At 64.3% G+C, this 21,570-nt stretch carries 22 protein-coding genes; 12 read left to right on the top strand and 10 right to left on the bottom strand.

Features of this window, described 5'->3' with window-relative positions; translation table 11 throughout:
• Positions 1-18 precede the first annotated feature (18 nt).
• Complete coding sequence (locus tag ACP69V_RS01865) at positions 19-1,338, bottom strand: MFS transporter (RefSeq protein ID WP_035308117.1); 1,320 nt, start codon at positions 1,336-1,338, stop codon at positions 19-21.
• Positions 1,339-1,408: 70 nt separating this feature from the next.
• On the opposite strand from ACP69V_RS01865, the gene ACP69V_RS01860 reads away from it, so the two are divergent.
• The 5 genes from ACP69V_RS01860 (at position 1,409) to ACP69V_RS01840 (ending at position 4,873) form a co-directional block, all read left to right on the top strand.
• Positions 1,409-1,684 carry a metal-sensing transcriptional repressor gene (locus ACP69V_RS01860; protein WP_035308120.1) on the top strand — a complete coding sequence of 92 codons (276 nt, stop codon included), beginning with the start codon at positions 1,409-1,411 and terminating at the stop codon, positions 1,682-1,684.
• A 7-nt stretch (positions 1,685-1,691) separates the two neighbouring features.
• Complete coding sequence (locus ACP69V_RS01855) at positions 1,692-2,804, top strand: nickel/cobalt efflux transporter (RefSeq protein ID WP_183197654.1); 1,113 nt, start codon at positions 1,692-1,694, stop codon at positions 2,802-2,804.
• 7 nt (positions 2,805-2,811) lie between these two features.
• Complete coding sequence (locus tag ACP69V_RS01850; protein ID WP_135194134.1) at positions 2,812-3,006, top strand: DUF1289 domain-containing protein; 195 nt, start codon at positions 2,812-2,814, stop codon at positions 3,004-3,006.
• Positions 3,007-3,314: 308 nt separating this feature from the next.
• Positions 3,315-4,367 carry a type III polyketide synthase gene (locus ACP69V_RS01845; protein WP_183197656.1) on the top strand — a complete coding sequence of 351 codons (1,053 nt, stop codon included), beginning with the start codon at positions 3,315-3,317 and terminating at the stop codon, positions 4,365-4,367.
• On the top strand, positions 4,367-4,873 hold the full coding sequence (locus ACP69V_RS01840) for an isoprenylcysteine carboxyl methyltransferase family protein (RefSeq protein WP_221205266.1): 507 nt from the start codon (positions 4,367-4,369) through the stop codon (positions 4,871-4,873). Before ACP69V_RS01845 ends, ACP69V_RS01840 begins: the two co-directional genes overlap by 1 nt.
• Positions 4,874-5,013: 140 nt before the next feature.
• On the opposite strand, the gene ACP69V_RS01835 is transcribed toward ACP69V_RS01840, so the two are convergent.
• Positions 5,014-5,637: a methyltransferase family protein gene (locus tag ACP69V_RS01835; RefSeq protein WP_183197660.1), complete on the bottom strand. Its 624-nt coding sequence runs from the start codon at positions 5,635-5,637 to the stop codon at positions 5,014-5,016.
• A 347-nt stretch (positions 5,638-5,984) separates the two neighbouring features.
• Entirely contained in the window at positions 5,985-6,605 is a 621-nt protein-coding gene (locus ACP69V_RS01830) for a DedA family protein (protein ID WP_183197662.1), read from the bottom strand.
• A gap of 347 nt (positions 6,606-6,952) precedes the next feature.
• Between ACP69V_RS01830 and ACP69V_RS01825 the strand changes: the two genes are divergently transcribed.
• Positions 6,953-7,753 (top strand): winged helix-turn-helix domain-containing protein, encoded by an 801-nt coding sequence (locus ACP69V_RS01825; protein WP_426022428.1) that lies wholly within the window; start codon positions 6,953-6,955, stop codon positions 7,751-7,753.
• A gap of 5 nt (positions 7,754-7,758) precedes the next feature.
• Positions 7,759-9,018: a UvrD-helicase domain-containing protein gene (locus tag ACP69V_RS01820; protein ID WP_426022426.1), complete on the top strand. Its 1,260-nt coding sequence runs from the start codon at positions 7,759-7,761 to the stop codon at positions 9,016-9,018.
• A gap of 94 nt (positions 9,019-9,112) precedes the next feature.
• Here ACP69V_RS01820 and ACP69V_RS01815 read toward each other — a convergent pair whose 3' ends face one another.
• The 4 genes from ACP69V_RS01815 to ACP69V_RS01800 form a co-directional block, all read right to left on the bottom strand.
• Positions 9,113-10,036 carry a nucleotidyl transferase AbiEii/AbiGii toxin family protein gene (locus ACP69V_RS01815; RefSeq protein WP_183197762.1) on the bottom strand — a complete coding sequence of 308 codons (924 nt, stop codon included), beginning with the start codon at positions 10,034-10,036 and terminating at the stop codon, positions 9,113-9,115.
• The gene (locus tag ACP69V_RS01810; protein WP_312572337.1) at positions 10,023-10,853 is read right to left on the bottom strand and encodes a type IV toxin-antitoxin system AbiEi family antitoxin domain-containing protein; all 831 of its coding nucleotides are present in this window, start codon (positions 10,851-10,853) and stop codon (positions 10,023-10,025) included. Before ACP69V_RS01810 ends, ACP69V_RS01815 begins: the two co-directional genes overlap by 14 nt.
• A 553-nt stretch (positions 10,854-11,406) precedes the next feature.
• Entirely contained in the window at positions 11,407-11,817 is a 411-nt protein-coding gene (gene merC, locus ACP69V_RS01805) for an organomercurial transporter MerC (RefSeq protein ID WP_426022424.1), read from the bottom strand.
• A gap of 264 nt (positions 11,818-12,081) precedes the next feature.
• A complete protein-coding gene (locus ACP69V_RS01800) occupies positions 12,082-12,531 on the bottom strand; it encodes a MerR family transcriptional regulator (RefSeq protein ID WP_183197766.1) in 450 nt (149 codons plus the stop codon).
• A gap of 81 nt (positions 12,532-12,612) precedes the next feature.
• On the opposite strand from ACP69V_RS01800, the gene ACP69V_RS01795 reads away from it, so the two are divergent.
• From ACP69V_RS01795 to merA, 3 genes are all read left to right on the top strand, one after another.
• Complete coding sequence (locus tag ACP69V_RS01795) at positions 12,613-13,014, top strand: mercuric transporter MerT family protein (protein ID WP_183197768.1); 402 nt, start codon at positions 12,613-12,615, stop codon at positions 13,012-13,014.
• Positions 13,015-13,036: 22 nt separating this feature from the next.
• The gene (locus ACP69V_RS01790; RefSeq protein WP_183197770.1) at positions 13,037-13,345 is read left to right on the top strand and encodes a heavy-metal-associated domain-containing protein; all 309 of its coding nucleotides are present in this window, start codon (positions 13,037-13,039) and stop codon (positions 13,343-13,345) included.
• Positions 13,346-13,531: 186 nt separating this feature from the next.
• Entirely contained in the window at positions 13,532-14,962 is a 1,431-nt protein-coding gene (gene merA / locus ACP69V_RS01785; RefSeq protein ID WP_183197772.1) for a mercury(II) reductase, read from the top strand.
• A 69-nt stretch (positions 14,963-15,031) separates the two neighbouring features.
• Here the strand turns inward: merA and ACP69V_RS01780 are convergent, their stop codons facing one another.
• On the bottom strand, positions 15,032-16,321 hold the full coding sequence (locus ACP69V_RS01780; RefSeq protein ID WP_183197774.1) for a tyrosine-type recombinase/integrase: 1,290 nt from the start codon (positions 16,319-16,321) through the stop codon (positions 15,032-15,034).
• A gap of 481 nt (positions 16,322-16,802) precedes the next feature.
• On the opposite strand from ACP69V_RS01780, the gene ACP69V_RS01775 reads away from it, so the two are divergent.
• Complete coding sequence (locus ACP69V_RS01775; RefSeq protein ID WP_426022423.1) at positions 16,803-17,948, top strand: aldose epimerase family protein; 1,146 nt, start codon at positions 16,803-16,805, stop codon at positions 17,946-17,948.
• Positions 17,949-18,105: 157 nt separating this feature from the next.
• Positions 18,106-18,960 (top strand): SMP-30/gluconolactonase/LRE family protein, encoded by an 855-nt coding sequence (locus ACP69V_RS01770; RefSeq protein ID WP_426022421.1) that lies wholly within the window; start codon positions 18,106-18,108, stop codon positions 18,958-18,960.
• A 12-nt stretch (positions 18,961-18,972) separates the two neighbouring features.
• Here ACP69V_RS01770 and ACP69V_RS01765 read toward each other — a convergent pair whose 3' ends face one another.
• Complete coding sequence (locus ACP69V_RS01765; protein ID WP_426022420.1) at positions 18,973-20,775, bottom strand: IlvD/Edd family dehydratase; 1,803 nt, start codon at positions 20,773-20,775, stop codon at positions 18,973-18,975.
• 1 nt (position 20,776) lies between these two features.
• A complete protein-coding gene (locus ACP69V_RS01760) occupies positions 20,777-21,535 on the bottom strand; it encodes an SDR family NAD(P)-dependent oxidoreductase (RefSeq protein ID WP_426022418.1) in 759 nt (252 codons plus the stop codon).
• Between the last annotated feature and the right edge of the window lie 35 nt (positions 21,536-21,570).

Here is a 21,570-nt window from a genome sequence, read left to right as displayed (position 1 = left end):
ATGTCTCCCGCCTTGGGCTCACTCCTTCGTCGTCGGCCATCGCGGGTGGCGCTCGTCGATGACGAAGGGATGGCTGTGCAACGCCTCTCCGGATTGACCGTCCAGATGCGGATCGTCTTCGGCCGGTGCGTCATGCCGATGCGGCAGGTCCGTCGGGTCGTTCGCAGGCCAGACTACAAATCCTAGGACCGTTCCGAACGCGCACAGGGCGGCCAGCACCAGAAAGGCCGCGCTGGGGTCCGCAGCCGCGCTGACCAGACCGGCGACCGGATAGGCGATCAGCCAGGCGGCGTGGGACAGGGCGAACTGCGCCGCGAACAGGGCCGGACGATCCTGTGCGTTGGAAGACCGACGCAAGGCGCGACCCGCCGGTGTGAGGGTCAACGAATAGCCGACGCCCATGACGGCCCAGAGGATGAGCAGGGCGACATAGGTGGTCGCCAGCACCGATCCTCCAAGCAGCACCAGGGTCATGATCGCGGCGCCCCACAACATGGCGGTCCGGTCTGCGACCCGGTCCAGCAGGCGAGGCAGGGCGATCGCCGCCGCCATCGACCCCGCCCCGAAAGCCGCTAGCGCCCAGGCGGCGGCTTGGCCGGACATGGCGAAGCGGGACTGCACCAGGACGACCGTGTTGACGAACACCATGGCCCCGCCGGCGGCCTCGGCGATGCTGATGGCGATCAGACCGCGCAGACGTGGCGTCAAAGCGAACAGGCGAACCCCGCCCGTGAGCCGCTGGATGAAGGGTTTCTGAGCCGTCTGCGTCAGTACCGGCAGTGCAGCCGTGACGACGAAAAGGGCCGAGATAACGAAGCCGAGGGACGTCCCGGCGAACAGATTGTTGTAGCTCATGAAGGCGAGGAGCACGGCCGCCAGCACGGGACTGGCCACGCTCTCGAGATCGGCCGCGAGGCGCGAGAGCGACAGGGCCTTGGTGTATTCCGCCTCGTCAGGCAGCAGGTCGGGGATCATCGCCTGGAACGCCGGGGTGAAGGCCGCCGAGGCGACGTACAGCACCGTCATCAGGGCATAGACCTCCCAGGCCTCGCCAACGAACGGCAAGGCGCCGGCGACACAGGCCCGGACGACATCCAGCGAGACCAGCAGGGCCTTGCGGGGAAGCCTGGCCGCCAGGGCGCTCGCGAAGGGCGCGACGCCGATATAGGCGATCATCTTGATGGCCAGGGCCATCCCCAAGACTTCGCCGGCATTGGCCCCGGCCAGATCATGCGCCAGCAGACCCAGCGCCACCGTCGCCATGCCCGTGCCGAGCAGGGCCGCGACCTGGGCGATGAACAGATGCCGGTAACCGGCATGGCGAAGCGGTGAAAACATCGAACGTCGTCCTGTGGCGGGTAACCAAGAGAGGCTGGTCTTATCCCCTCCAGGGGGATAGCATAGCCTCATGGCTCACGTCGTCCACGAATCCCACCCCGAGATCATCAATCGGCTGAAGCGCGCCGAGGGTCATCTGCGCAAGACCATCGCCATGATCGAGGGTGGGCGAACGTGTCTGGATCTCGCCCAGCAGCTTCATGCGATCGAGAAGGCCGTGGCGGCGGCCAAGAAGACCCTGATCCACGATCACATCGACCATTGCCTCGCCCATGCGGCCGAGGGCGACCCGGCCGAGGCCCGTCGGGCCATGGCCGAGTTCAAAGACATCACCAAATACCTGTGAGACGCCGATGACTCCGTTTGCGGACCTGCTCGCGCAGGGCTCGGCCCATGCCTGGCTGTTCATTCCCTCGGCCCTCCTTCTCGGGGCGCTTCACGGTCTTGAGCCGGGGCATTCCAAGACCATGATGGCGGCCTTCATCGTCGCCGTGCGCGGGACGGTCTGGCAGGCGGTATTGCTCGGGCTTTCGGCGACCTTGTCGCACACGGCCATCGTCTGGGCGATCGCCCTGACCGGTCTTTACTTCGGTCAGTTCTTCGACATCGAAGCCTCGGAGGGCTGGTTCCAACTGGCCTCGGCCGTGATCATCCTCGGTGTCGCCGCATGGATGCTGTTGGCCACATGGCGCGAGCAGAACGCCGTCCATAACGAGCATGATCATGACCACACCCACGACGAGACGCGCTGGATCGACACGGGCCATGGCGTCGTCAGCCTGAGTATCTTCGAGGACGGTATTCCGCCGCGCTTCCGGTTTGCCCCCGATCACGGTCCTGTCCCGAGGGCCGGCGACATCAAGGTCGCCACCACGCGCGCGGACGGCTCCGTCCAGACATTCCACTTCGAGACACGCGACGGCTATCTCGAATCGGCTGACGTCATTCCCGAACCCCACGCCTTCACGGCGCGGCTGGTTCTGGGCCACGGCGATCACACCCATGACTTCGACGTCGAGTTCGCCGAACACGATCACGAGCATGGTCATGACCACGGCGGCCTGGATGTCTCAAACCCCGGCCACCAGGACGCCCATGAACGCGCCCACGCCAACGACATCAAGAAACGGTTCGCCAACCGCAAGGTGACCACCTGGCAGATCATGCTCTTCGGCCTGACAGGCGGCCTGATCCCGTGCCCGGCCTCGATCACCGTCCTGCTGCTCTGCCTGCAGCTGAAGCAGGTGGCCTTGGGTGCGACCCTCGTCCTGTGCTTTTCGATCGGATTGGCGGCGACCATGGTCACCGTCGGTGTCGCAGCGGCGATCGGGATGCGGCATGCGGAGAAGCGCTGGTCGGGAGGTTTCGCGGCTTTTGCGCGGAAAGCGCCCTATTTTTCAGGCGGGCTGATCGCCATCGTCGGCCTGGTTCTCACCTGGCAGGCCGTCGTGGCCCTGGCCGGGTAGTTCCTTCATGACCGGCACGCCCTGTATCGATATCTGCACCTTCGACGGCCGCTCGGGTCAGTGCGAAGGATGTGGTCGGACGCGGCCGGAGATAGCGGGCTGGCGCAAGCTTAGTCCCTATCAGAAGAGAACCATCGAACGGGATCTGCCACGTCGTCTCGCCAGGCTTTCAGCCAACCTCACACCGAAACCGACGGTGTGAAAAGAGACGTGAGGCCGTGGCCATCGCTCCGGTCCACCTTGCGGGTTACGGCGTTTGAGACCCGACGACGTCTCATTCTGACCGGCGCTGGCGAGATAGCGGTCGAGAATGAACCGGTCGAGAGGCAGGCCAACCGCCCATCTTGGGGGCTGTTTCGTGCCTCATCCTCGAAGGATATGCTTCCGCTTCTGGCTGGGCTGCGAGTGATACCGGTTCTTATCTAGCTGTTTTATAAGCCTTTTCGGAACTATAGAGCGTTCGCGCGATTAGGGTTCGGGTCGCAGCCGATGCCGACCGGAGCGAACCTGATGCCTGCTTCCGCCAAAATTCTCTCCATCGCGACCGCAGACGCGCCGAATGTCATGACCCAGACGGACGTCGTCCGGGTCGCTCAGGCGCTGTTTAGAGACCGGTTTCCCGGAATCGACCGGATGCTGCCCGTGTTCGACACGGCGGGGATCAGGACGCGCCAATCGGCCATGCCCCTGGATTGGTATCTCACTCCACGGGGTTGGCCGGAACGGACCCAGGCCTATCTCGACATCGCGGTCGGCATGTTCGCCCGCGCCGCCGAAGCGGCTCTCGATCAAGCAGGCCTGAAGGGGTGCGATGTTGACGTGATCATCACGGTCTCGTCGACGGGCATCGCCACGCCCAGCCTTGAGGCCCGCGCCATGGCCCGGATGGGATTTCGCTCCGATGCAGCGCGGGTCCCGGTCTTCGGCCTCGGCTGCGCCGGCGGAGCGACGGGCCTCGCCCTTGCGGGAAGGCTGGCCCAGGCCTCGCCGGGGGCCGTGATCCTTGTGGTCGTGGTCGAGCTCTGCACCCTTTCATTCCGGATGGAGGATCTGACCAAGGCGGACATCGTTGCGACGGCGCTGTTCGGCGACGGGTCGGCCGCTTGTGTGGTTCGCTGCGGCGAGGCGGGCTTCGCCTCGATCGAGGCGGCGGGCGAACACACCTGGCCTGGAAGTCTGGACGTCATGGGCTGGCGCGTCGGCCCGACCGGTCTGGGCGTGATCTTCGACCGCGCCATTCCTCCGTTCGCCCGCGAAAACCTTCGACCGGCGATGGTCGGGATGCTCGAACGCCAGGGCCTGGAGCTTGAGGATGTTGATCGTTTCATCTGTCACCCGGGCGGAATGAAGGTCATCGACGCCCTGGAGAGATCCCTGTCCCTCGATCAGGGCAGTCTGGATCACGAACGGGAGGTTTTGGCCGACCACGGCAACATGTCCGCGCCCACTGTCCTCTATGTCCTCGACCGCGCGAGACGGCAGGGTCTGCCGAACCGGTCGGTCGTGACCGCCCTGGGGCCAGGTTTCACCCTGAGCACCGTGACCCTGAGGGCGGCGGCGTGATGTTGTCCATCGTCGTCCTCGCCCTGGTGACCGCGCAGCGGCTCGGGGAACTGGTTCTGGCCGAGTATAACACTCACCGTCTGCGCGCCCAGGGCGCCGTCGAGACGGGCGCGGACCACTACGTCTTCATCGTCCTCCTGCACGGGGCCTGGCTTCTGGGACTGTGGGCGTTCGCGTGGGACAGGCCGGTCAACCTTGCCCTGCTCGCCGTCTTCGTTCTGCTCCAGGCAGGCCGGGTCTGGGTGATCGCCACCCTCGGGTCCCGCTGGACGACCCGGATCATCACCTTGCCAGGCGCGCCGCTGGTCACTCGGGGGCCTTATCGCTTCGTCTCCCATCCCAACTATGTCGTGGTCGCCCTCGAGATCGCGGTCCTGCCGGTGGCCTTCGGACTGGTCGGCTATGCGATCGTGTTCAGCCTTCTCAACGCAGCGATGATGTGGGTGCGCATACGCAGCGAAGCCCGCGCTCTTTCGGCGGCAACCGCCGGAGCGCAGCCGGGATAGGAGACCGCTCGGGGCCTTCCTGTCGTGTCAGCAGGCGCGGGTCCTGCTCGGTGAGCTCGGCAACTCTGGTGCGACGCCCCCGTCCACCAGCCAAGCGGCTTTTTGGTTCTAGGCGGTCCAGCGAGTTCGCGGCGCCTGGCTCAGGGCAGTGTGAACACCGTCTGGATCCAGCCGCTCGTCTGGGCGTGTTCGATCAGCTCGAAGATCGGGATCGCTAACAGAAAGACCAGGCCATCCCTGAGGGTGACCAGAAAAAAGATGGGGCGGACTTCGAGGGTCTCGGCGTCCCGCCACTTCGAGACGTCTGGCCAGAAACGAGGCGTGCGATCGAGGTAGGCCGCATAGGGCGCTCCGAAGGCGTCGAGCAGCCAGGCCTCCTCGCTCTTCACGGTCGCCCAGAAGACCGCGACGGCGATCAGCAGAAACAGAACGGCCAAAACGATGCTGCCCGTCTGGGCGCCGATCCCGAAGGCGCCGACGAAACTGAAGACATAGAGGGGATTTCGGGTGATGGAATAGGGTCCACGATCCACGATCTCGGCCTTCTTGCGCCCTCCGATATAGAGAGAGCACCAGCCCCGCCCGACGATGGCGACGCCGATCAGGATCAGGCCGACAGTCTCCAGGCCCTCGTGAAACGGCGTCTCACCCCTCAGGGTCCGGCTGAAGGCAGCCAGGATGACCACGGCGATGATCAGAACGAAAAGCACGACCTTGCGGATCAACTGCATGCGCTGAATGGCGGCGTTCTTGTCTTCCGACATGGTCAGATTCCGGGCAGTCGGCGCACATCAATCAGACGCCGGATAGTGGTGAAAGGGCGAGTCAATGGCGTCGGCATGTTTGCAAGGGCTTCGTGGGTCGGCCTGCCGCCTCGGGAAGAGACAGTCCAGCGAGGCTTTCGTTGAGATTGCGTTTGAAGGACGCCGTCGGTGTCGACCTGTCACCGTGGTGGGGGCGGCTCCTGCACCCACCGCCACAACGCGCCACGACGCGGTCGAAAAGGGGATGAGGCCGAGGTGCACCCCCGTCTCTCTCCGTGGCCGGCGATCCGGACGGACGACCACCAATCGGTTCAGCTCGCACCCTACCCTCGCAGAAAGAGGAGAGCTCAACCATCGTGCACCCCTGCGCCAGGGCGCGGCCTAAAGGTCACAAGCCGATAGAGATAGCCCAGGACAGCGAAGGCCAGAACCCCAGTGGTCAAAGGGTTCAACCAAGCCTCCACGCGATCGTAGTGGGCTTCAAGCCTATAACCCGCATACGCAAGGGTGAAGGTGAAGAGGGCGGTGCCGGCCGAGGTCCAGACCAGAAAGTCGGCAAGCGGCATCCGGGTCACGCCCGCCGGTATCGAGATGAATGTGCGAACCGTGGGCAGGAGGCGGCCGAGGAACACCGTCAGAGCCCCAAACCGCGTGAACAGACCGGCCATCCGATCGACCTCGTCCGGCGCCAGCGTCAACCAACGGCCGTGCGACGCAGACCAGCGTCGCAGCCGTTCCAGGCCGACCCGACGCCCGATCTCGTACCAAACCCAGGCGCCGAGAACCGCTCCGGCGGTCCCGGCGATGACCAGAAAAACGAAGTCGATGTCGCCTCGCGCGGCGGCGAACCCGGCGAGCGGCATGATCACCTCGGACGGCAACGGAGGGAAGATGTTCTCCGCGAACATCAGGACGGCGACGCCCAAAACACCGGTGGCGGCGATGATGCCGACGATCAGATCGAACATCTGGCTGCATCTATCACGAGTTTTGGGGGTGGAATCCTGTACCGACAGAGCCAGACCCAGGACAGAACCCGTCTGACCCAAGCGGGCGCGAATCCATGGATCTGCGCCGATGTGGATGCGTCGCCGATCGACGGATCGTCGCGCCTGCAAACAAGCACGGCGTTGGGGGCAATCGTAGTGGCGCCGAAGGGCAAGCGGCATTCTCTCGTGGTCTGCCACCGTTCTAGGTCGCGCAGTTTACGCTTAGTCTGACGGGCGGGTTAATTCGGGACGGCAATAGCGGCGTCGGACTGGCGACCGACCCTGCATCGTGATCATGTGGCCGACATGAACCCTGGCGTCGTGTCATGAAGGTGCTGGTCGTTGAGGACGACGAACGCACGGCGGGCTTCATCGCCCGGGGCCTGGCCGAGACCGGCCACACGGTCGACGTCGCCCGCTCGGGCAATGAGGGCGTCCAGATGGGCATGGCCGGGGCCTACGATGTTCTCGTCATGGATCGGATGTTGCCGGGGTTGAACGGGCTCGACGCCATTGCCCTTTTGCGCAGCGAAGGGGTCGCTGCCCCGGTCCTCGTCCTGACCGCTCTCGGCTCGGTCGAGGACCGTGTCGCAGGTCTCGAAGGCGGGGCCGACGACTATCTGGTCAAACCGTTCGCCTTCAGCGAGTTGCTCGCGCGCCTGAATGCCCTGGTGCGTCGGCCACCGTTGTCCGGGCTGAGCGAGACGATCGCCCTCGCAGATCTGGTCATCGACACCCGTCGCCGCCGGGTGATCCGCGCTGGCAAACGGATCGAACTTACCCCGCAGGAATACAAGTTGCTGGAGTTCCTAGCGCGGCGCATCGGCGAGACCGTCACCCGGACCATGCTGCTGGAGAGCCTGTGGGGATTCCATTTTGATCCCCGAACCAATATCGTCGATGCCCATGTCAGCCGCTTGCGCTCCAAGGTCGATCGAGGCTTCGACGTGGAGTTGATCCGGACGTTGCGCGGCGTTGGCTATGTCCTTGACGAACCGGAGTGGGGGCCAGACGCATGCTCGTTCCTCACCCGGAACCGCGATCCGGGGCAGAGTTTGCGACCGCACGGTGGTGGTCGGAGCAACGGGGTGCGGGAGATCCATCCAACCTCACCTTCGTCACGCTGAACCGCATGGCCGAGCTACTTCTGAGATCAAATCCTCAGATCGCGAACGCACTCCGCGCCACCTATCCCTTCATCTTCGTCGACGAGTTTCAGGACACCACCTTCGCTCAGTATGATTTCCTCTATTCGGTCTTCAGGGGCAGCAGCGCCGTCATCACGGGTGTCGGAGACGACAAACAAAGGATCATGGGCTGGGCCGGCGCGAGACCCGATGCCTTTGCCCGATTGGAAGCAGACTTCCATGCTCTGCGGGTGCCCCTCCTCTTCAACTTTCGTTCTTCACCGGATCTCGTCGCCATCCAGCATGTCGTCGCACGCGTCCTCGACCCATCGTCGCCACAGGTCGTGGCCAAGACAGGCAAGCTTATCGACGGCGACGTGGCCCAGATTTGGAACAGCCCGACATGCGCTCAAGAAACGCGCCATCTCGCGACGTGGTTGGCTAGCGACATGACGCGGAGAGGACGTCGCCCACGCGACTATGCGATCCTCGTCAAGCAGAAGGCGGAGGCGGTGGACACCGAACTCCGCGCGCCGATGGCCGCGAGCGGCTTGCGTATTCGCAACGAAAGCGCGCTGGTCGGCAAAGTCCCGCTTCAGGACCTGCTGTCAGACAGCCTCTGCCGACTCGTCGTCGCTGCGCTGAGGCTCGGATCTGTCCAGCGTTCGCCTAAGGCCTGGCAGTATCTATCCGCCGCTGTCTCGGCGCTGAGAGCGATCCCGCCCGGCGACGATGCTGCGGACGCCCGGGCTGAAGCCGCTCTGTCCCGTTTTCTGGCCGGGCTTAGGAAAGACATGACTGAAACCGCGCCCTCGGCGGAGGCGGCGGTTAACATCGCAGAGGCCGTGTTGACCTTCCTCGATCCCGCGGCCGTTCAAAGAACCTATGTTGAATATGGAGCAGGCAATCTTCTCGAGATCGTCGTTGAAGGGCTCCTGCAGCACCTGATGGCATCGGCTACTGGGGTATCGACCTGGTCCGAGTGCTTGGATGCCTTCGAAGGTCTCGATCAGATACCTCTGATGACCGTGCATAAGAGCAAGGGGCTTGAGTACGACACGATCGTCTTCATGGGGCTCGACGACCAAGCTTGGTGGGCGCACAAACCCGGCGACAAAGAGGGCCTCGCCGCGTTTTTCGTCGCTCTCTCCCGAGCGAAGCAGCGGGCCATCTTTGCGTTCTGCCAGCAACGTGGCCAACGATCAAAGGTAGCCGAGCTCTACGCGCTCCTAGGGCAGGCTGGCGTTCCGGAAATCGCCATCTAGACCCGACGCGCAGACGCCTAAACGACCGTTTTGTCAGTTGCTCATACCGTCCGAACCTCGGAGTCTGTGAGCATGCTGCGGTCTGGCGCTATTGTCAGACTGATTGCGGCCAAGTCTGTCGAAGCCGTTCGACCATGTCCGCGCGCCGGGCGGGCTCCAGGCGGTCGAGGTTTAACTGCTTCCAGCGCACGGCGGGGAGGTCGGCGGCGTCGGGCAGGCCGATGAGGTCCCAGTCGGGCGCGCCGGCCTTGAACCCGATCAGGAAGGTGCGGTGCGCCTCCGGCATATCGTCGACGATGGCAGTGATCAGGGCGGCGCGCGCCGCGATGAGGTCCTCAAGGTCCACTGGGTCTTCGGTCATCCCATCGAAGCCGCGTTCGAACTCCTGGGTCAGATCCTTGGGATTGGCGCGGAGCACCTCGGCCATGGGCCGGTGGTGGCTGGCCAAATAGATCACAAAGGCCTGTCGCAGTGCCGGCGTGATCCCCTCGTTGGCCAGAAGGTCGCGCACATCGAACAGGTCGCGGGGATGCTGGCGGTCCAGCGCCGCCATGATCTTGCCGGCATAGAGATCCGCGTGGGAAACCATCCGGGCCTCCGCATAGCCGAAGCGCTCTTCCACTGCCGCTGAAACCGGACGGACCTCGGGCTCGAACACCACGCCGCGCAGGACCGGCGTCACCTCCACCTTGATCACCGCGCCGTCCGCGCGGACGAGCAGCTTGTCGATCACGGGCTGGGCTCCACCCTTGCCGCGCACGACGACCGATCCCGGCAGGGCGTGTTCGATGGCGTCAGCGATCCGCCTCAAGGCCGCGTCGATTGCGGCGAGCGATGTGTCCCGATCCTCAACCGGCAGATAGGTCAGGTCGATATCCACCGACAGCCGCGGCAGATCACGGACGAACAGATTGATCGCCGTGCCGCCCTTAAGGGCGAAGACAGGTTCCTGGAACACGAGGGGGAGGGTTTGGACGAGGAGGCGGACCTGCCGGGCGTAGACGTCACTGACCGGCATCGAGCGACCTCGGCACGGTGATCTTGTAGGTCGGGTCCAGTCTGCCGCCCTTGGCGAGCACGCGGTTGCCGCTGCCCAGATCGATGGTGTTACGGTCCAGGGCTTTAAGCCACGCATGAGCGTGCCGATCGGCGAAATAGAAGAACAGGCGTTTGACCTTCACGCTCACGCAATCCTCGAGCAGGCGCTGCAGCCGTCGCGGGCTGAGGGTGGCCAGGGCGCCCATCAGCTGATCCACTTGGTCGAAGCTCTCATGATCGGGGAGTTCGTCCAGAAGTTCGAGGATGGCGCGCTCGGGCGTCGACTGGCGCAAGGGCCATTGCCAGTGGCCCAGGGGGGTGTCCACCACTGCGGCGCGGGCCCAGTCCGCCAGGAGGCCGGTCTCGCTGGAGTCCTCGCCGAGCCGGGCGACCTCGAAGTATCGGGCGCTGCTGAACAGCTTCTGCGACGGATGATATTTGAACGCGACATCCAGAGGCAGGTCGGCCAGCCAGGTCGGCGGGGTTTCGTCGCCGTAGAGATGAACCTCCTTGCGGGTGGCAGGAAGGTAGTGGGCGTAGCCCTGGAGCTCGAGCGCGGTGCGTCCTCCCACGACGACGGAATAGTCGAGCAGGGCCTGGAGCGACAGCACGGCGACCGGCCAGTCGAGGGTTCCGCGCGGACGTCGATAAACGCGGCGCGCCGTGCGTTCCAGGCGCCCCGAAGCGACGTATTTGGCCCTCAGCGAGTTGGGATAGCCGTTCTCATTCATCCAGCCGGAATCGACCAGGAGGCCTTCCGGGAGGATACGTTCGAGCTTGTTTAGCTTTCCCAGCATTTGAACACTCATAGTGTCCTAATATGAAGATTGTCAAACATATTGGTTTGCCATTCTTGAAATTGGAACGCCGTGAGTGTCTTACTGCGCTCAAAGTCAAACCATGCATGGTGCGGGATTGATACCAGCAAGTCGCCCCGAGTTCAGGCCTTGGCACTGCATCGCTCGCCAATCAACTCTGTAAGCGCCCGAACCGGATCGTCACTCAGATGCCAGCGTAGTCGGCCGACAAATAGTCCAACAGGCGCCAAGCGACGTGGGCCTTCGGTTGAAGCCGGAGCTTAAAATAAGAGCGACACGGGAGCTGCTAGGGATTGGTCCTCACGCCACTTCTTCGGGTCTAGCTCGCGTAACCAGACCGGCCGTATCGCTTCGGCACGGAGATAGGGTCTGTGGACCCTGCAGATCTAAGGAGCAGATCTAAGGACATGGCTCAGCACGCTGAACCTCCTCGCCCATCGACCCTGTTTTGACGCACGATATGGCAGCGGGTGTGATCCTACGACGAGAGGCCTTGGTGCTCATCTGCTCGTCTTACCGGGGGAAAGGAAACTCAAGCCGCACCGGCGAGCCTCCTTTTCGGTGTGGACACCAGATCCCAGATCGACACAGCGATCATCAACGTCAGACTTGGGTAAAGGAGCCAAGCCGTGGGCCAGCCAAAGCTCGCCATCAGCAAGGCGGCGGCCACTACCAGCAGAGGTCCGACCATGCCCAGGGTCATTCTTGACCATCGCCGATGGCGCATCCCGCTGGCCACGTTGGCGGCCAACGCGATAACCGCGAACAGAGGGAGCAGGTAGCGGATGAAGACCCCTTCATACTGACTCAAGAAGCCTAGACCCAAAGCTGCGGCCAAGCTGCCGAGTGCGGGAAAACACGCCGCGCAGCCCATAGCCGCAACAATCGCGCCGACTACGCCCGCTTTATCAGCCGCGCGGGTGATGGGTTCTTGGTCCGGCACGCTTTTCCCTCGGGAAGCTGGAGTATGGCGATCTGAGCCCAGCAAGTGTTGAGCGCGCTGGTGTCGATCGTCTCGGACAACCGAGTAGGGTCTGTAGTCCCTACAGATACAAGAGCATTCTTGTCTTTCCAAAATCCGTCGGGTCGATTGCGTGACGAGGCGAGGCTCGCCGTGATGGACTAGCGCCAAAAAATCAACCGCCAGCCCCGGATGAGGCGGGATATAAACGTCCGAACCTGAAAGCTGCGGGCGGGCAGGGGCCGTTCAGGGCACCGGCCGGGTTCCAGCCTCGGAATCAAACAGGGCTTCCAGGATCGGGCAATCCGGCGTGGCGCCGTCGGCGCAGCGCGAGACCATCTCGACGAGCACCTCTTCCATCTTCCTCAGAGCAGCTAGCTTGGAACGGACGTCGCCCAGATGGGCGGCAGCGACCACGCGCGCCTCCGCGCACGGAAGATCGCGCTGTTCGGCCAGTTCGAGCAAATCCCTTATTTCATTCAGCGTGAACCCGAGCTCCCGGGCCCGGCGCACGAAATTGAGCCGGAGCAGATGACCGCGGCCATAGAGGCGGTGTCCACCCTCGCTGCGAGCAGGCGCGGGCATCAGGCCGATCTTCTCGTAATAGCGCACGGTTTCGATGTTGACCCCGGTCCGCCGGGACAACTCGCCGATAGGAAGCTGTGGGGCCGTATCCCGCAGGGCCGATTTGTCCATGAAGCGTTTTACCTCTTGTATCTGTAGTGACTACAGACCCTACCTTGTGTGTCTCGACCAGTGAAGGCGTGAGGAGTGTTAATGGCAGACGGCAAGCAAGAGTTCGGCGGACACTCGGCGCGCACCGACAAACCCATCGCTCGCGGGTGGCTTGCCGTCGGAGGACTTGCCGCCGCGATCGGCGCCACTTCCTGCTGCGTACTGCCGCTGGCCTTGTTCGCGCTCGGGATCAGCGGGGCATGGATAGGCAACGTCACGGCGCTGGCCCCCTACCATCTTTATTTCGTGGCCGCCGCCGTGGTGCTGCTGAGCCTCGGCTTCTTCCGGGTCTACCGCCAGCCCCGGGCCGCCTGCGCCGACGACGTGACCTGCGCCCGGCCGGCCTCGACGCGCCTCGTCAAGATCGCGCTCTGGACGGCGACCCTGCTCGTCGCCCTCGCCCTCGCATTTCCCTATGTCGCGCCGCTGCTGATCGGCGCCTGAATTTTTCCTGGAGACTTCGATCATGACCCTTTCGGTCCGCAACGCTCTCGTCTTCGCGGCGGCTGTCTTCACCGCTGATGCCGCCCAAGCCGCCGAACGCACGGTGAGGCTCGACGTTAGCAATGTGACCTGCGTGACCTGCGCGCCCATCGTCCGCCGCACGATCTCGCGCATCTCCGGTGTTGAAGCCGTGACCGTCGCCTTGACCCCGGGCGGGAGAGGACAGGCCGTGGCGACGGTGACCTACGATGACGCCCGAGTGACGCCGGCCGCCCTGGCGCTCGCGTCGACCAGGGCCGGCTATCCCGCGCGTGTTCAGGCGCGCCGATAAACGCTGCCGGCGTCCGGTCGTGACGCCTCGAGGCCGACATTCAAACTCTGTCGCGCGGCCAGTCTCCGCGTCAGCAGACGCTCGTGATGACATCCAGCTCTCGCCGCTATCCGACGTAAGCCGGGCAACGTCGGGGTTGACGCCGCTTTGTTAGCGGCAAAGTCTATTCAGAAGGATCCGGACAATATGAGTGATTGTTGCACGCCCTCAGGGGATATCGCCAAGACTTACGATCTCGTCGTGGTCGGGGCGGGGTCGGCCGGGTTCTCGGCCGCCATCACGGCGGCGGAACAGGGCGCACGGGTCGCGCTCGTCGGAGACGGAACGATAGGCGGCACATGCGTCAACGTCGGTTGCGTGCCGTCCAAGGCGCTGATCCGGGCCGTCGAACCCCTGCACCAGGCCCGGGCCGCTTGCCGCTTCGACGGCGTCCGGGCCTCGGCCGCCATCGCTGACTGGTCCGCAGCGGTTCGCCAGAAAGACAGACTGGTCGATGACCTTCGCCAGGCAAAGTACGAGGACGTGCTGCAGGGTTATGACGCCATCACCTACCACGAAGGCCCGGCGAGACTCGTCCAAGGCGGCGTGGAGGTCGGCGGCGTCCGACTGATTGCGGACAAGGTGATCATCGCGACCGGTTCACGTCCGGGGGTTCCAGCGATCCCCGGCATCGAATCCGTGCCTTATCTGACCAGCACGACCGCGCTCGAACTGGAGGCCCTGCCCCGATCGATGCTGGTGATCGGCGGCGGCTATATCGGGGTGGAACTGGCCCAGATGTTCAGCCGGGCGGGCGTCCACGTCACCATCGCCTGCCGCTCCCGGCTACTGCCTGAGGGGGAACCCGAAATCAGTGAGGCGCTGCAGCGCTATCTCGTGGACGAAGGCGTCACGGTCGTAGCGGGGGCAGTCTACGGGTCTATCGACGCGTCCGACGAGGGGGGCTCACTCAGGCTGACGCAAGCCGGTGGCAAAGAAACGATAACCGCGGAGCGCGTTCTGATCACAACGGGCCGGGTTCCCAACTCCGACGAGCTGGGGCTTTCCGAGATGGGGATCCAGATGTCGCCAACGGGAGGCGTCGTCATCGACGACCGGATGCGCACGACGCGCGCGGGCGTCTATGCCGCAGGCGATGTCACCGGCACGGATCAGTTCGTCTATATGGCCGCCTACGGCGCGCGACTGGCCGCTAGGAACGCGCTGAACGGCGACACCCAGGTCTACGACAATCGCGCCATGCCGGCGGTCGTTTTCACGGATCCGCAGGTTGCGACGGTGGGACTGACGGAAGCCGCAGCCCGCGCGGCCGGTCACGATGTGCAGACCTCGATGATCACCCTTCATCACGTTCCTCGCGCGCTCGCGGCCAGGGACACGCGTGGGCTCATCAAGCTGGTGGCGGATCGCGGCACGCGGCGACTCCTCGGCGCGCACATTCTGGCGCCTGAAGGGGCGGACAGCATCCAGACGGCGGCGGTGGCCATCAAGTGCGGAATGACAGTGGAGCAGTTGGGCGACACGATCTTCCCCTACCTCACGACAGTCGAGGGCCTGAAGCTGGCCGCGCTGACGTTCAACAAGGACGTCAGCAAACTGTCTTGCTGCGCAGGTTGAGAGGTACGACCGGATGCTTTCCACTTCGCCACCTGTCGGGTTGGCGAAGCCAGTCGTCCAATGTTTCCTTCAGGTCTTGGGACTGAATCGCTCACCAATCCGCTCTGCAAGCGCCCGAACCGGATCGTCGCTCAGATGGGCATACCGTTCCGTGGCGCGACTGTTGGCGTGTCCCAGCGCCTTGCCGATCATCGGGAGACTGGCCCCGTCCGCCAGGGCGAAGCTTGCGAAACTGTGGCGCAGGTCGTGGATGCGGACGCCTTCCAGCTTGGCTTTCGGGAGCACCTTGTCGCGCCAGATCTTGGACTCGGAGGTCGCATATCCGTTGTCGCCCTTGGTGGCCGGAAAGACAAACTGGCTTCGACCGCGGGTCTTGTAGAGACGCTGCAGGATTCCGAAGGCCATGTCGTTGAGCGAGATCCGACGATCCCCCGTGCGACCGCCCGCCTTGGTGCGGCTCGGCGGTAGCACGAGCCGGCGCCGGTCAAAGTCGACCTCCGTCCACCGCAGGCCCGCGATCTCGTTGCGGCGCGCGCCTGTCAGAAGCAGAAGCCGATAGACCGCGCCCTGCCGTTCGGAGATCGTCGCATCCGCCTCCAGGGCGTCGAGTGCGGCGATCAAACCCTGAGCCTGGGACTCGGACAGGAAGCGTTCGACCGCCGGTCGGAGCTTTCGTTCGACCTTCGCGCACGGGTTCGGGCCGGCGAAATGCCCCTTGTCGATCGCCCAGTTGAAGGTCGCGCGCAGGGTGGAATAGGTCCGGTCCGCGATACCCGCCCCGCCCTTGACGATGGATCGACCACGAAGTTTGGTCTTCACATCCTTGGCGGTCTTCCCGGCCGTGATCGATCGGATCATCCCGGTGATGTGGTCGCGGGTGACCGTATCAAGCGCCATCTTGCCGAGCAGGGGAACGACGTGGCGCTCGAGGTTCGTCCGGTCCATGGCCCATGACGAGTCCCGTTTGGTCGGTTTGTCGTCCGGCCCTTTCTCCAGATACAACTCGACCAAGCCTTTGATGGTGAGACCCTCGATGCGCCTGCGTGCTTCGCCGGGATCGATGCCGCGCCGCGCATCGACCACCACCGACGCCGCCTCCTTGCGAGCCCGATCCGCCGTGAGCTTGTCCGGCCCATCCCCATGCTCGCCGAGCGTCAGCCAGCGCTGGATCCCGCGGACCCGATACTTGATGGCGAACATCCTTCGGACAGGCTTGGCGGCATGGCCCTGTCGGGTTTCGGTCCCAGGATAGATTCGAAGACAGAAGCCTGCGATCTCGCTGTCCCAGATTCGACCCTCGCCGATCTCCGGAACGGGCGCGCTCTCAACCACTCGCTTGGTTAGTTTTTGCTTCGTCATGGCGATAGAAATATACGCTCATTTCCGAGCCACCGCTACCACTCCGCTACCAACTCAAGTGAAACCGTGCGAAACGCTCCGTAACCGGATAAACAAGAAAACCTATGTAAAACAATATGAAAAGCTGATTTTTGGAACGTCCTGAAAAGCCCGGAAATGCTGATCCCCAACATTGCCAAGGTTGGGGTCGAGAGTTCGAATCTCTTCGCCCGCTCCAGTCGAGATTGCTGAAGTCGTCAGCAAGTTATGGCAGGGCGATCCCATCGGGATCGCCCACCCCATCTTCCCCCGCTAAAATGATTTCCCGGGCTCATCATGGCCTGATGTTCAATCGCGCTCGGCGAGATTGGGCGCTCCAGCCTCCTCCGTGTGGTGGCGCTTGGCCCAGTGTGTGATCTGGGCTGACAATTGCCAATGAAATTGGTTTGACCTATAAATCCCAAGGCGGTCCATCAGCGACCATGATTGGGTAGGGACATTCATGACTGTCGTCGCTGCGAGCCATTCGGGTCGTGTCGCCTCGTCGAGAACGCCGGCCGGCGACCGGACGGCCGTTGTCGTGCGCGCGCCGTTCGGCAAGATGGCGGACGGCGGATCCGTCGAGGCGGTCAGCCTGACCAACGCCGCCGGCGTCACTGTGCGGATCATAAGCCTGGGTGCAGCGATCCAGTCGGTGGTCGTGCCTGACCGCGACGGGGTGATGGCCGACGTCACCCTCGGCTATCCGACGCTGGAAGGGTATTTGACGAACCCGGATTATTTCGGCGCGACCATAGGCCGTGTGGCCAACCGGATCGCCGGGGGGCGTTTCACCCTCGACGGCGTGATCTATCGAATCCCGCAGAACGATGGCGAGAATGCGCTGCACGGCGGGGCCAGAGGATTCGACAAGGTCATTTGGGAAATCGTCGAGGTCAAAGACGGCCCGCAAGCCAGCGTGACCCTGAGACATGTCAGTCCGGATGGGGACCAGGGTTATCCGGGCGTGCTGACGGTTACGGCGACCTATGCGCTGAACGCGCGAAATGAACTGTCGGTCGATTATGAAGCGACGACCGATCGGACCACCATCGTCAATCTGTCCAACCACGCCTACTGGAATATGGCGGGCGAGGGCTCCGCCGCCGGCGCCATGGGCAATGTCCTGACCATTCCTGCGGCCGAATATACGCCCACCGACGCCGGCGCCATTCCGACGGGCGAGTTTCGTCGCGTGGACGGCACCGTGTTCGACTTCCGCACCCCAACGGCGGTGGGCGCACGCGTCCGCGACGTCTCGGACGAACAGATCGTCTTCGGCGGGGGCTACGACCACAACTGGGTTATCAGCCGCGAACCGTCTTCACATCTGCGCATGGTCGCAACGCTGGAAGATCCAGCCTCGGGACGCATCCTGGAGCTGATGTCGGACCAGTCTGGCCTTCAGTTCTATTCGGGCAACTTCCTGGCAGGATCGATCCTCGGCAAGGCCGGGCGGCTCTATCGCCCGGGGGACGCCGTCGCGCTGGAGCCCCAGGCCTTCCCGGACACGCCCAATCGCCCCGAGTTCGGCTCGGTTCGGCTGGAACCCGGGCAACGATATCGAAATCGTATGGTGTTCCGCTTCTCCGCCCGTCCCAAATTCTAGCGCGCCAGGTCGCCTCATGCGGGTCGGCTGCACCGAGCTTGCTGGGGACGTTCGGCTCGAAGGCGATCCGGTCTCGCCGTACGTTTCCGGTATTGATAGACAAAGGGCGGCCCCTGTCGCCGTTATCCCCTCAACACCGCGCCCAGGAGAGCCGCCGTTGCACGAACCCGAACTGATGTGGGACCTGGGCGCCGAACTGGCCGAAGGACCCGTCTGGGACGAGAGGCGTCGCTCTGTGTGGTTCGTCGATATCAAGGGTCGCACCCTGCATCGCTATGGGATCGACCGGGGCGACACCCAGACCTGGACGACGCCGGACCAGACGGGATTCGCCTTGCCGGCCGCGGACGGCGCGCTGATCTGCGGCGTTCGCGGCGGCCTGTATCGTTTCGATCCCGACGACGAGGAATTCTCGCTGATCGTCCGAGTCGAGCCGGATCGACCGCAGAACCGGCTCAACGACGGCTTTGTCGCCCCCGATGGATCGGTCTGGTTCGGCTCGATGGATGACAGCGAGGAGACGGTTTCGGGCGCCCTTTATCGCTTTCACCGCGGCCGTGTGACGCGCCACGACGACGGCTACCGCGTCACCAACGGCCCGGCCATGAGCCCAGACGGCCGCATTCTTTATCACAATGACACCACGCAAGGTCGCATCTACGCCTTCGATCATGCGGACGGCGTCCTGACCGGCAAGCGGCTGTTCGCCCAGACGCCGGGCGTCGGCGCCGATGGTCCCAGCGTCGATTCGTCAGGGGTGCTCCACGTGGGCCTGTTCAACGGCTGGGGCGTGGCGCGTTTTTCAGCGAGCGGGGAGCCGCTGGAGCCAATCCGACTGCCGGTCCAGACCGTGACCAAGGCGGCCTTCGCCGGCGACGACCTGTGCGACCTGTATTGCACTACCGCCTGGCTGGGCAATGCGGACAAGCGCTCGTCCCAGCCCGGTCTGGGCGGCCTTTACCGGGTCCGTGTCACGACCCCCGGCCTGCCCCAGGCGCTGGCCGTCGTCTGACCCCCGTCGTGATCAGTGGTTGTCGCGCGGCAGGCCGAACTGGTCGATGATGCGGTGATACTTGATGGCCGGCTCCAGCACGGCGCCGGTCTCCAGCTGGCCGACGACGGCGCGCTGCATCTCCTGCCAAGGGGTCTGGGAGGCGGGGTATTTGTAGCCGCCGGCCGCCTCGAACCCCTTGCGCCGTTCGGCCAGTTCCTCGTCCGAGATTAGAATGTCGGCGCGGCCGGTGTTCAGGTCGATGCGCACACGGTCGCCGGTCTTCAGCAGGGCGATATTGCCGCCGGCCGCCGCCTCGGGCGAGGCGTTCAGGATCGAGGGCGAGCCCGAGGTGCCGGACTGACGTCCGTCGCCGATACAGGCCAGGGCGCTGACGCCCTTCTGGATTAGGTAGGACGGCGGCCGCATGTTCACGACCTCGGCCGCGCCCGGATAGCCGATGGGGCCGGCGCCGCGCATGAACAGCAGGGTCTGTTCGGTGATGCCCAGGCTCTCGTCGTCGATCCGGTGGTGATAGTCCTCGGGCCCGTCGAACACGACGGCCGGACCTTCGAAGGCGTTCAGGTCGTCGGGATTGGACAGATAGCGTTCGCGGAACTCGGGCGAGATCACGCTCAGCTTCATGATGGCCGAGTTGAACAGATTGCCGGTGAAGACGACGAAGCCGGCGTCGGTCTTCATCGGGGCGTCGAAGGTCTTGATGACGTCGGGCAGAACGATCTCCGCGTCGCGGAAGTTGTCGCCGATCGACTTGCCGGTGACGGTCAGGGCGTCCTTGTTGATCAGTCCCTGCTTCATCAGCTCGGACACGACCGCCGGCACGCCGCCGGCGTGGAAATAGTCCTCGCCCAGATAGTCGCCCGCGGGCTGCAAGTTCACCAGCAGCGGCACGTGCAACCCTTGCGTCTGCCAGTCCTGCAACGGCACATCGACGTGAGCGTGGCGCGCCAGGGCCGTCAGATGGATCGGGGCGTTGGTCGAGCCCCCGATGGCGGAGTTGACGACGATGGCGTTGTGGAAGGCTTCCTTGGTCAGGATGTCCGATGGCTTCAGATCTTCACGCACCATCTCGACGATGCGCAGGCCGGTCTCATAGGCGACCTGGGCGCGCTCGCGATACGGCGCCGGAATGGCGGCCGAGCCGGGCAAAGACATGCCCAGGGCCTCGGCCAGCGAGTTCATGGTCGTCGCCGTGCCCATGGTGTTGCAATAGCCGACCGAAGGGGCGGACGAGGCCACCAGTTCGATGAAGCCGTCATAGTCGATCTCTCCGGCCGCCATCATCTGACGCGCCTTCCAGATGATGGTGCCCGAGCCTGTGCGCTCGCCCTTGTGCCAGCCGTTCAGCATGGGGCCGACCGACAGGGCGATGGCGGGGATGTCCACGGTGGCGGCGGCCATCAGACAGGCGGGAGTGGTCTTGTCGCAGCCGATCGTCAGGACGACGCCGTCCAGCGGATAGCCGTACAGGCTCTCGACCAGACCCAGATAGGCCAGGTTGCGGTCCAGGCCGGCGGTCGGGCGCTTGCCGGTCTCCTGGATCGGATGGACCGGGAACTCCATGGCGATGCCGCCGGCCTCGCGGATGCCCTCGCGGACGCGTTCGGCCAGCACCAGGTGGTGACGGTTGCACGGCGACAGGTCCGAGCCGGTCTGGGCTATGCCGATGATCGGCTTGTCCGACTGCAGCTCTTTGCGCGTCAGGCCGTAGTTCAGATAGCGCTCAAGATAGAGCGCCGTCATGTCCGGGTTCTCGGGATTGTCGAACCAGGCGCGGCTGCGTAGCGTCTTCTTGGGCTTCGAGGTATCGGTCATTTCAGGTCCAGCCGCCGTCGACGACATAGTGTTGATTGGTGATTGCCCCGGCTTCGTCCGAACACATGAAGACGACCACCTTGGCGATGTCGTCGGGCACAAGCCGGCGCTTCAGGCACTGGTTTTCATTGATGTATTCGTCGGTTTCAGGCGTGACCCACAGCGCCAGCTGGCGCTCTGTCATGATCCAGCCGGGAGCGACGGCGTTCACACGGATGCCGAAGGGGCCGAAGTCGCGGGCCAGCGAGCGGGTCAGGCCGATCACCGCCGACTTGGACGCCGTATAGGCGGCCATGCCGCCCTGACCGATGACCCAGGAGGTCGAACCCAGATTGACGATGGCGCCCTTGCCCGTCGCCTGCATGTCCGGCAGCACGGCCTGGGCGGCGAAGAACTGGTGTTTCAGGTTCACGGCCATGCGGCCGTCCCAGTAGTCTTCGGTCACCTCCAGCGTGGCGTGACGCTCGTCATGGGCCGCGTTGTTGACCAGGACGTCGATGGGACCGAAGGCGTCGCGCACCGTGGCGATCGCAGCCTTCATCGCCGGAATGTCGGTCAGGTCGCAGGCGACGAACAGGGCCTGTGCGCCTGTCCCGCGGATCTCCGCCTGGACGCGCTGGCCGCGGTCGCGGTCGATATCCAGAAATCCCACCCGACAGCCTTGGCGCGCAAAGGCGCGGGTGATGGCTTCTCCAATCCCGCCAGCGCCTCCGGTGACGATGACGACCTGGTTCTTCAGGTCTTGATAGACAGCACCCATGATCGCGCACGGCTCCGACACCAGCCGCCGACGAC

Origin of the sequence: Brevundimonas sp. PWP3-1b1, assembly GCF_049896065.1 — a bacterium.
GTDB classification, from domain to species: Bacteria; Pseudomonadota; Alphaproteobacteria; order Caulobacterales; family Caulobacteraceae; genus Brevundimonas; species Brevundimonas intermedia_B.
The sequence above is the reverse complement of the archived record's forward strand: the minus strand, read 5'-3'. Positions and strand labels throughout refer to the sequence as shown.

Excerpts from the sequence above, each read along its gene's own strand:
- ACP69V_RS01835 (WP_183197660.1), bottom strand. The coding sequence starts at position 5,637 with ATGTCGGAAGACAAGAACGCCGCCATTCAGCGCATGCAGTTGATCCGC.
- ACP69V_RS01860 (WP_035308120.1), top strand. The coding sequence starts at position 1,409 with ATGGCTCACGTCGTCCACGAATCCCACCCCGAGATCATCAATCGGCTG.
- ACP69V_RS01820 (WP_426022426.1), top strand. The coding sequence starts at position 7,759 with ATGGCCGAGCTACTTCTGAGATCAAATCCTCAGATCGCGAACGCACTC.
- ACP69V_RS01850 (WP_135194134.1), top strand. The coding sequence starts at position 2,812 with ATGACCGGCACGCCCTGTATCGATATCTGCACCTTCGACGGCCGCTCG.
- ACP69V_RS01765 (WP_426022420.1), bottom strand. The coding sequence starts at position 20,775 with ATGACCGATACCTCGAAGCCCAAGAAGACGCTACGCAGCCGCGCCTGG.
- ACP69V_RS01840 (WP_221205266.1), top strand. The coding sequence starts at position 4,367 with ATGTTGTCCATCGTCGTCCTCGCCCTGGTGACCGCGCAGCGGCTCGGG.
- ACP69V_RS01815 (WP_183197762.1), bottom strand. The coding sequence starts at position 10,036 with ATGCCGGTCAGTGACGTCTACGCCCGGCAGGTCCGCCTCCTCGTCCAA.
- ACP69V_RS01810 (WP_312572337.1), bottom strand. The coding sequence starts at position 10,853 with ATGCTGGGAAAGCTAAACAAGCTCGAACGTATCCTCCCGGAAGGCCTC.
- ACP69V_RS01795 (WP_183197768.1), top strand. The coding sequence starts at position 12,613 with ATGGCAGACGGCAAGCAAGAGTTCGGCGGACACTCGGCGCGCACCGAC.
- ACP69V_RS01780 (WP_183197774.1), bottom strand. The coding sequence starts at position 16,321 with ATGACGAAGCAAAAACTAACCAAGCGAGTGGTTGAGAGCGCGCCCGTT.
- ACP69V_RS01790 (WP_183197770.1), top strand. The coding sequence starts at position 13,037 with ATGACCCTTTCGGTCCGCAACGCTCTCGTCTTCGCGGCGGCTGTCTTC.
- ACP69V_RS01825 (WP_426022428.1), top strand. The coding sequence starts at position 6,953 with ATGAAGGTGCTGGTCGTTGAGGACGACGAACGCACGGCGGGCTTCATC.
- ACP69V_RS01855 (WP_183197654.1), top strand. The coding sequence starts at position 1,692 with ATGACTCCGTTTGCGGACCTGCTCGCGCAGGGCTCGGCCCATGCCTGG.
- ACP69V_RS01830 (WP_183197662.1), bottom strand. The coding sequence starts at position 6,605 with ATGTTCGATCTGATCGTCGGCATCATCGCCGCCACCGGTGTTTTGGGC.
- ACP69V_RS01865 (WP_035308117.1), bottom strand. The coding sequence starts at position 1,338 with ATGTTTTCACCGCTTCGCCATGCCGGTTACCGGCATCTGTTCATCGCC.
- ACP69V_RS01760 (WP_426022418.1), bottom strand. The coding sequence starts at position 21,535 with ATGGGTGCTGTCTATCAAGACCTGAAGAACCAGGTCGTCATCGTCACC.
- merA (WP_183197772.1), top strand. The coding sequence starts at position 13,532 with ATGAGTGATTGTTGCACGCCCTCAGGGGATATCGCCAAGACTTACGAT.
- ACP69V_RS01800 (WP_183197766.1), bottom strand. The coding sequence starts at position 12,531 with ATGGACAAATCGGCCCTGCGGGATACGGCCCCACAGCTTCCTATCGGC.
- ACP69V_RS01845 (WP_183197656.1), top strand. The coding sequence starts at position 3,315 with ATGCCTGCTTCCGCCAAAATTCTCTCCATCGCGACCGCAGACGCGCCG.
- ACP69V_RS01775 (WP_426022423.1), top strand. The coding sequence starts at position 16,803 with ATGACTGTCGTCGCTGCGAGCCATTCGGGTCGTGTCGCCTCGTCGAGA.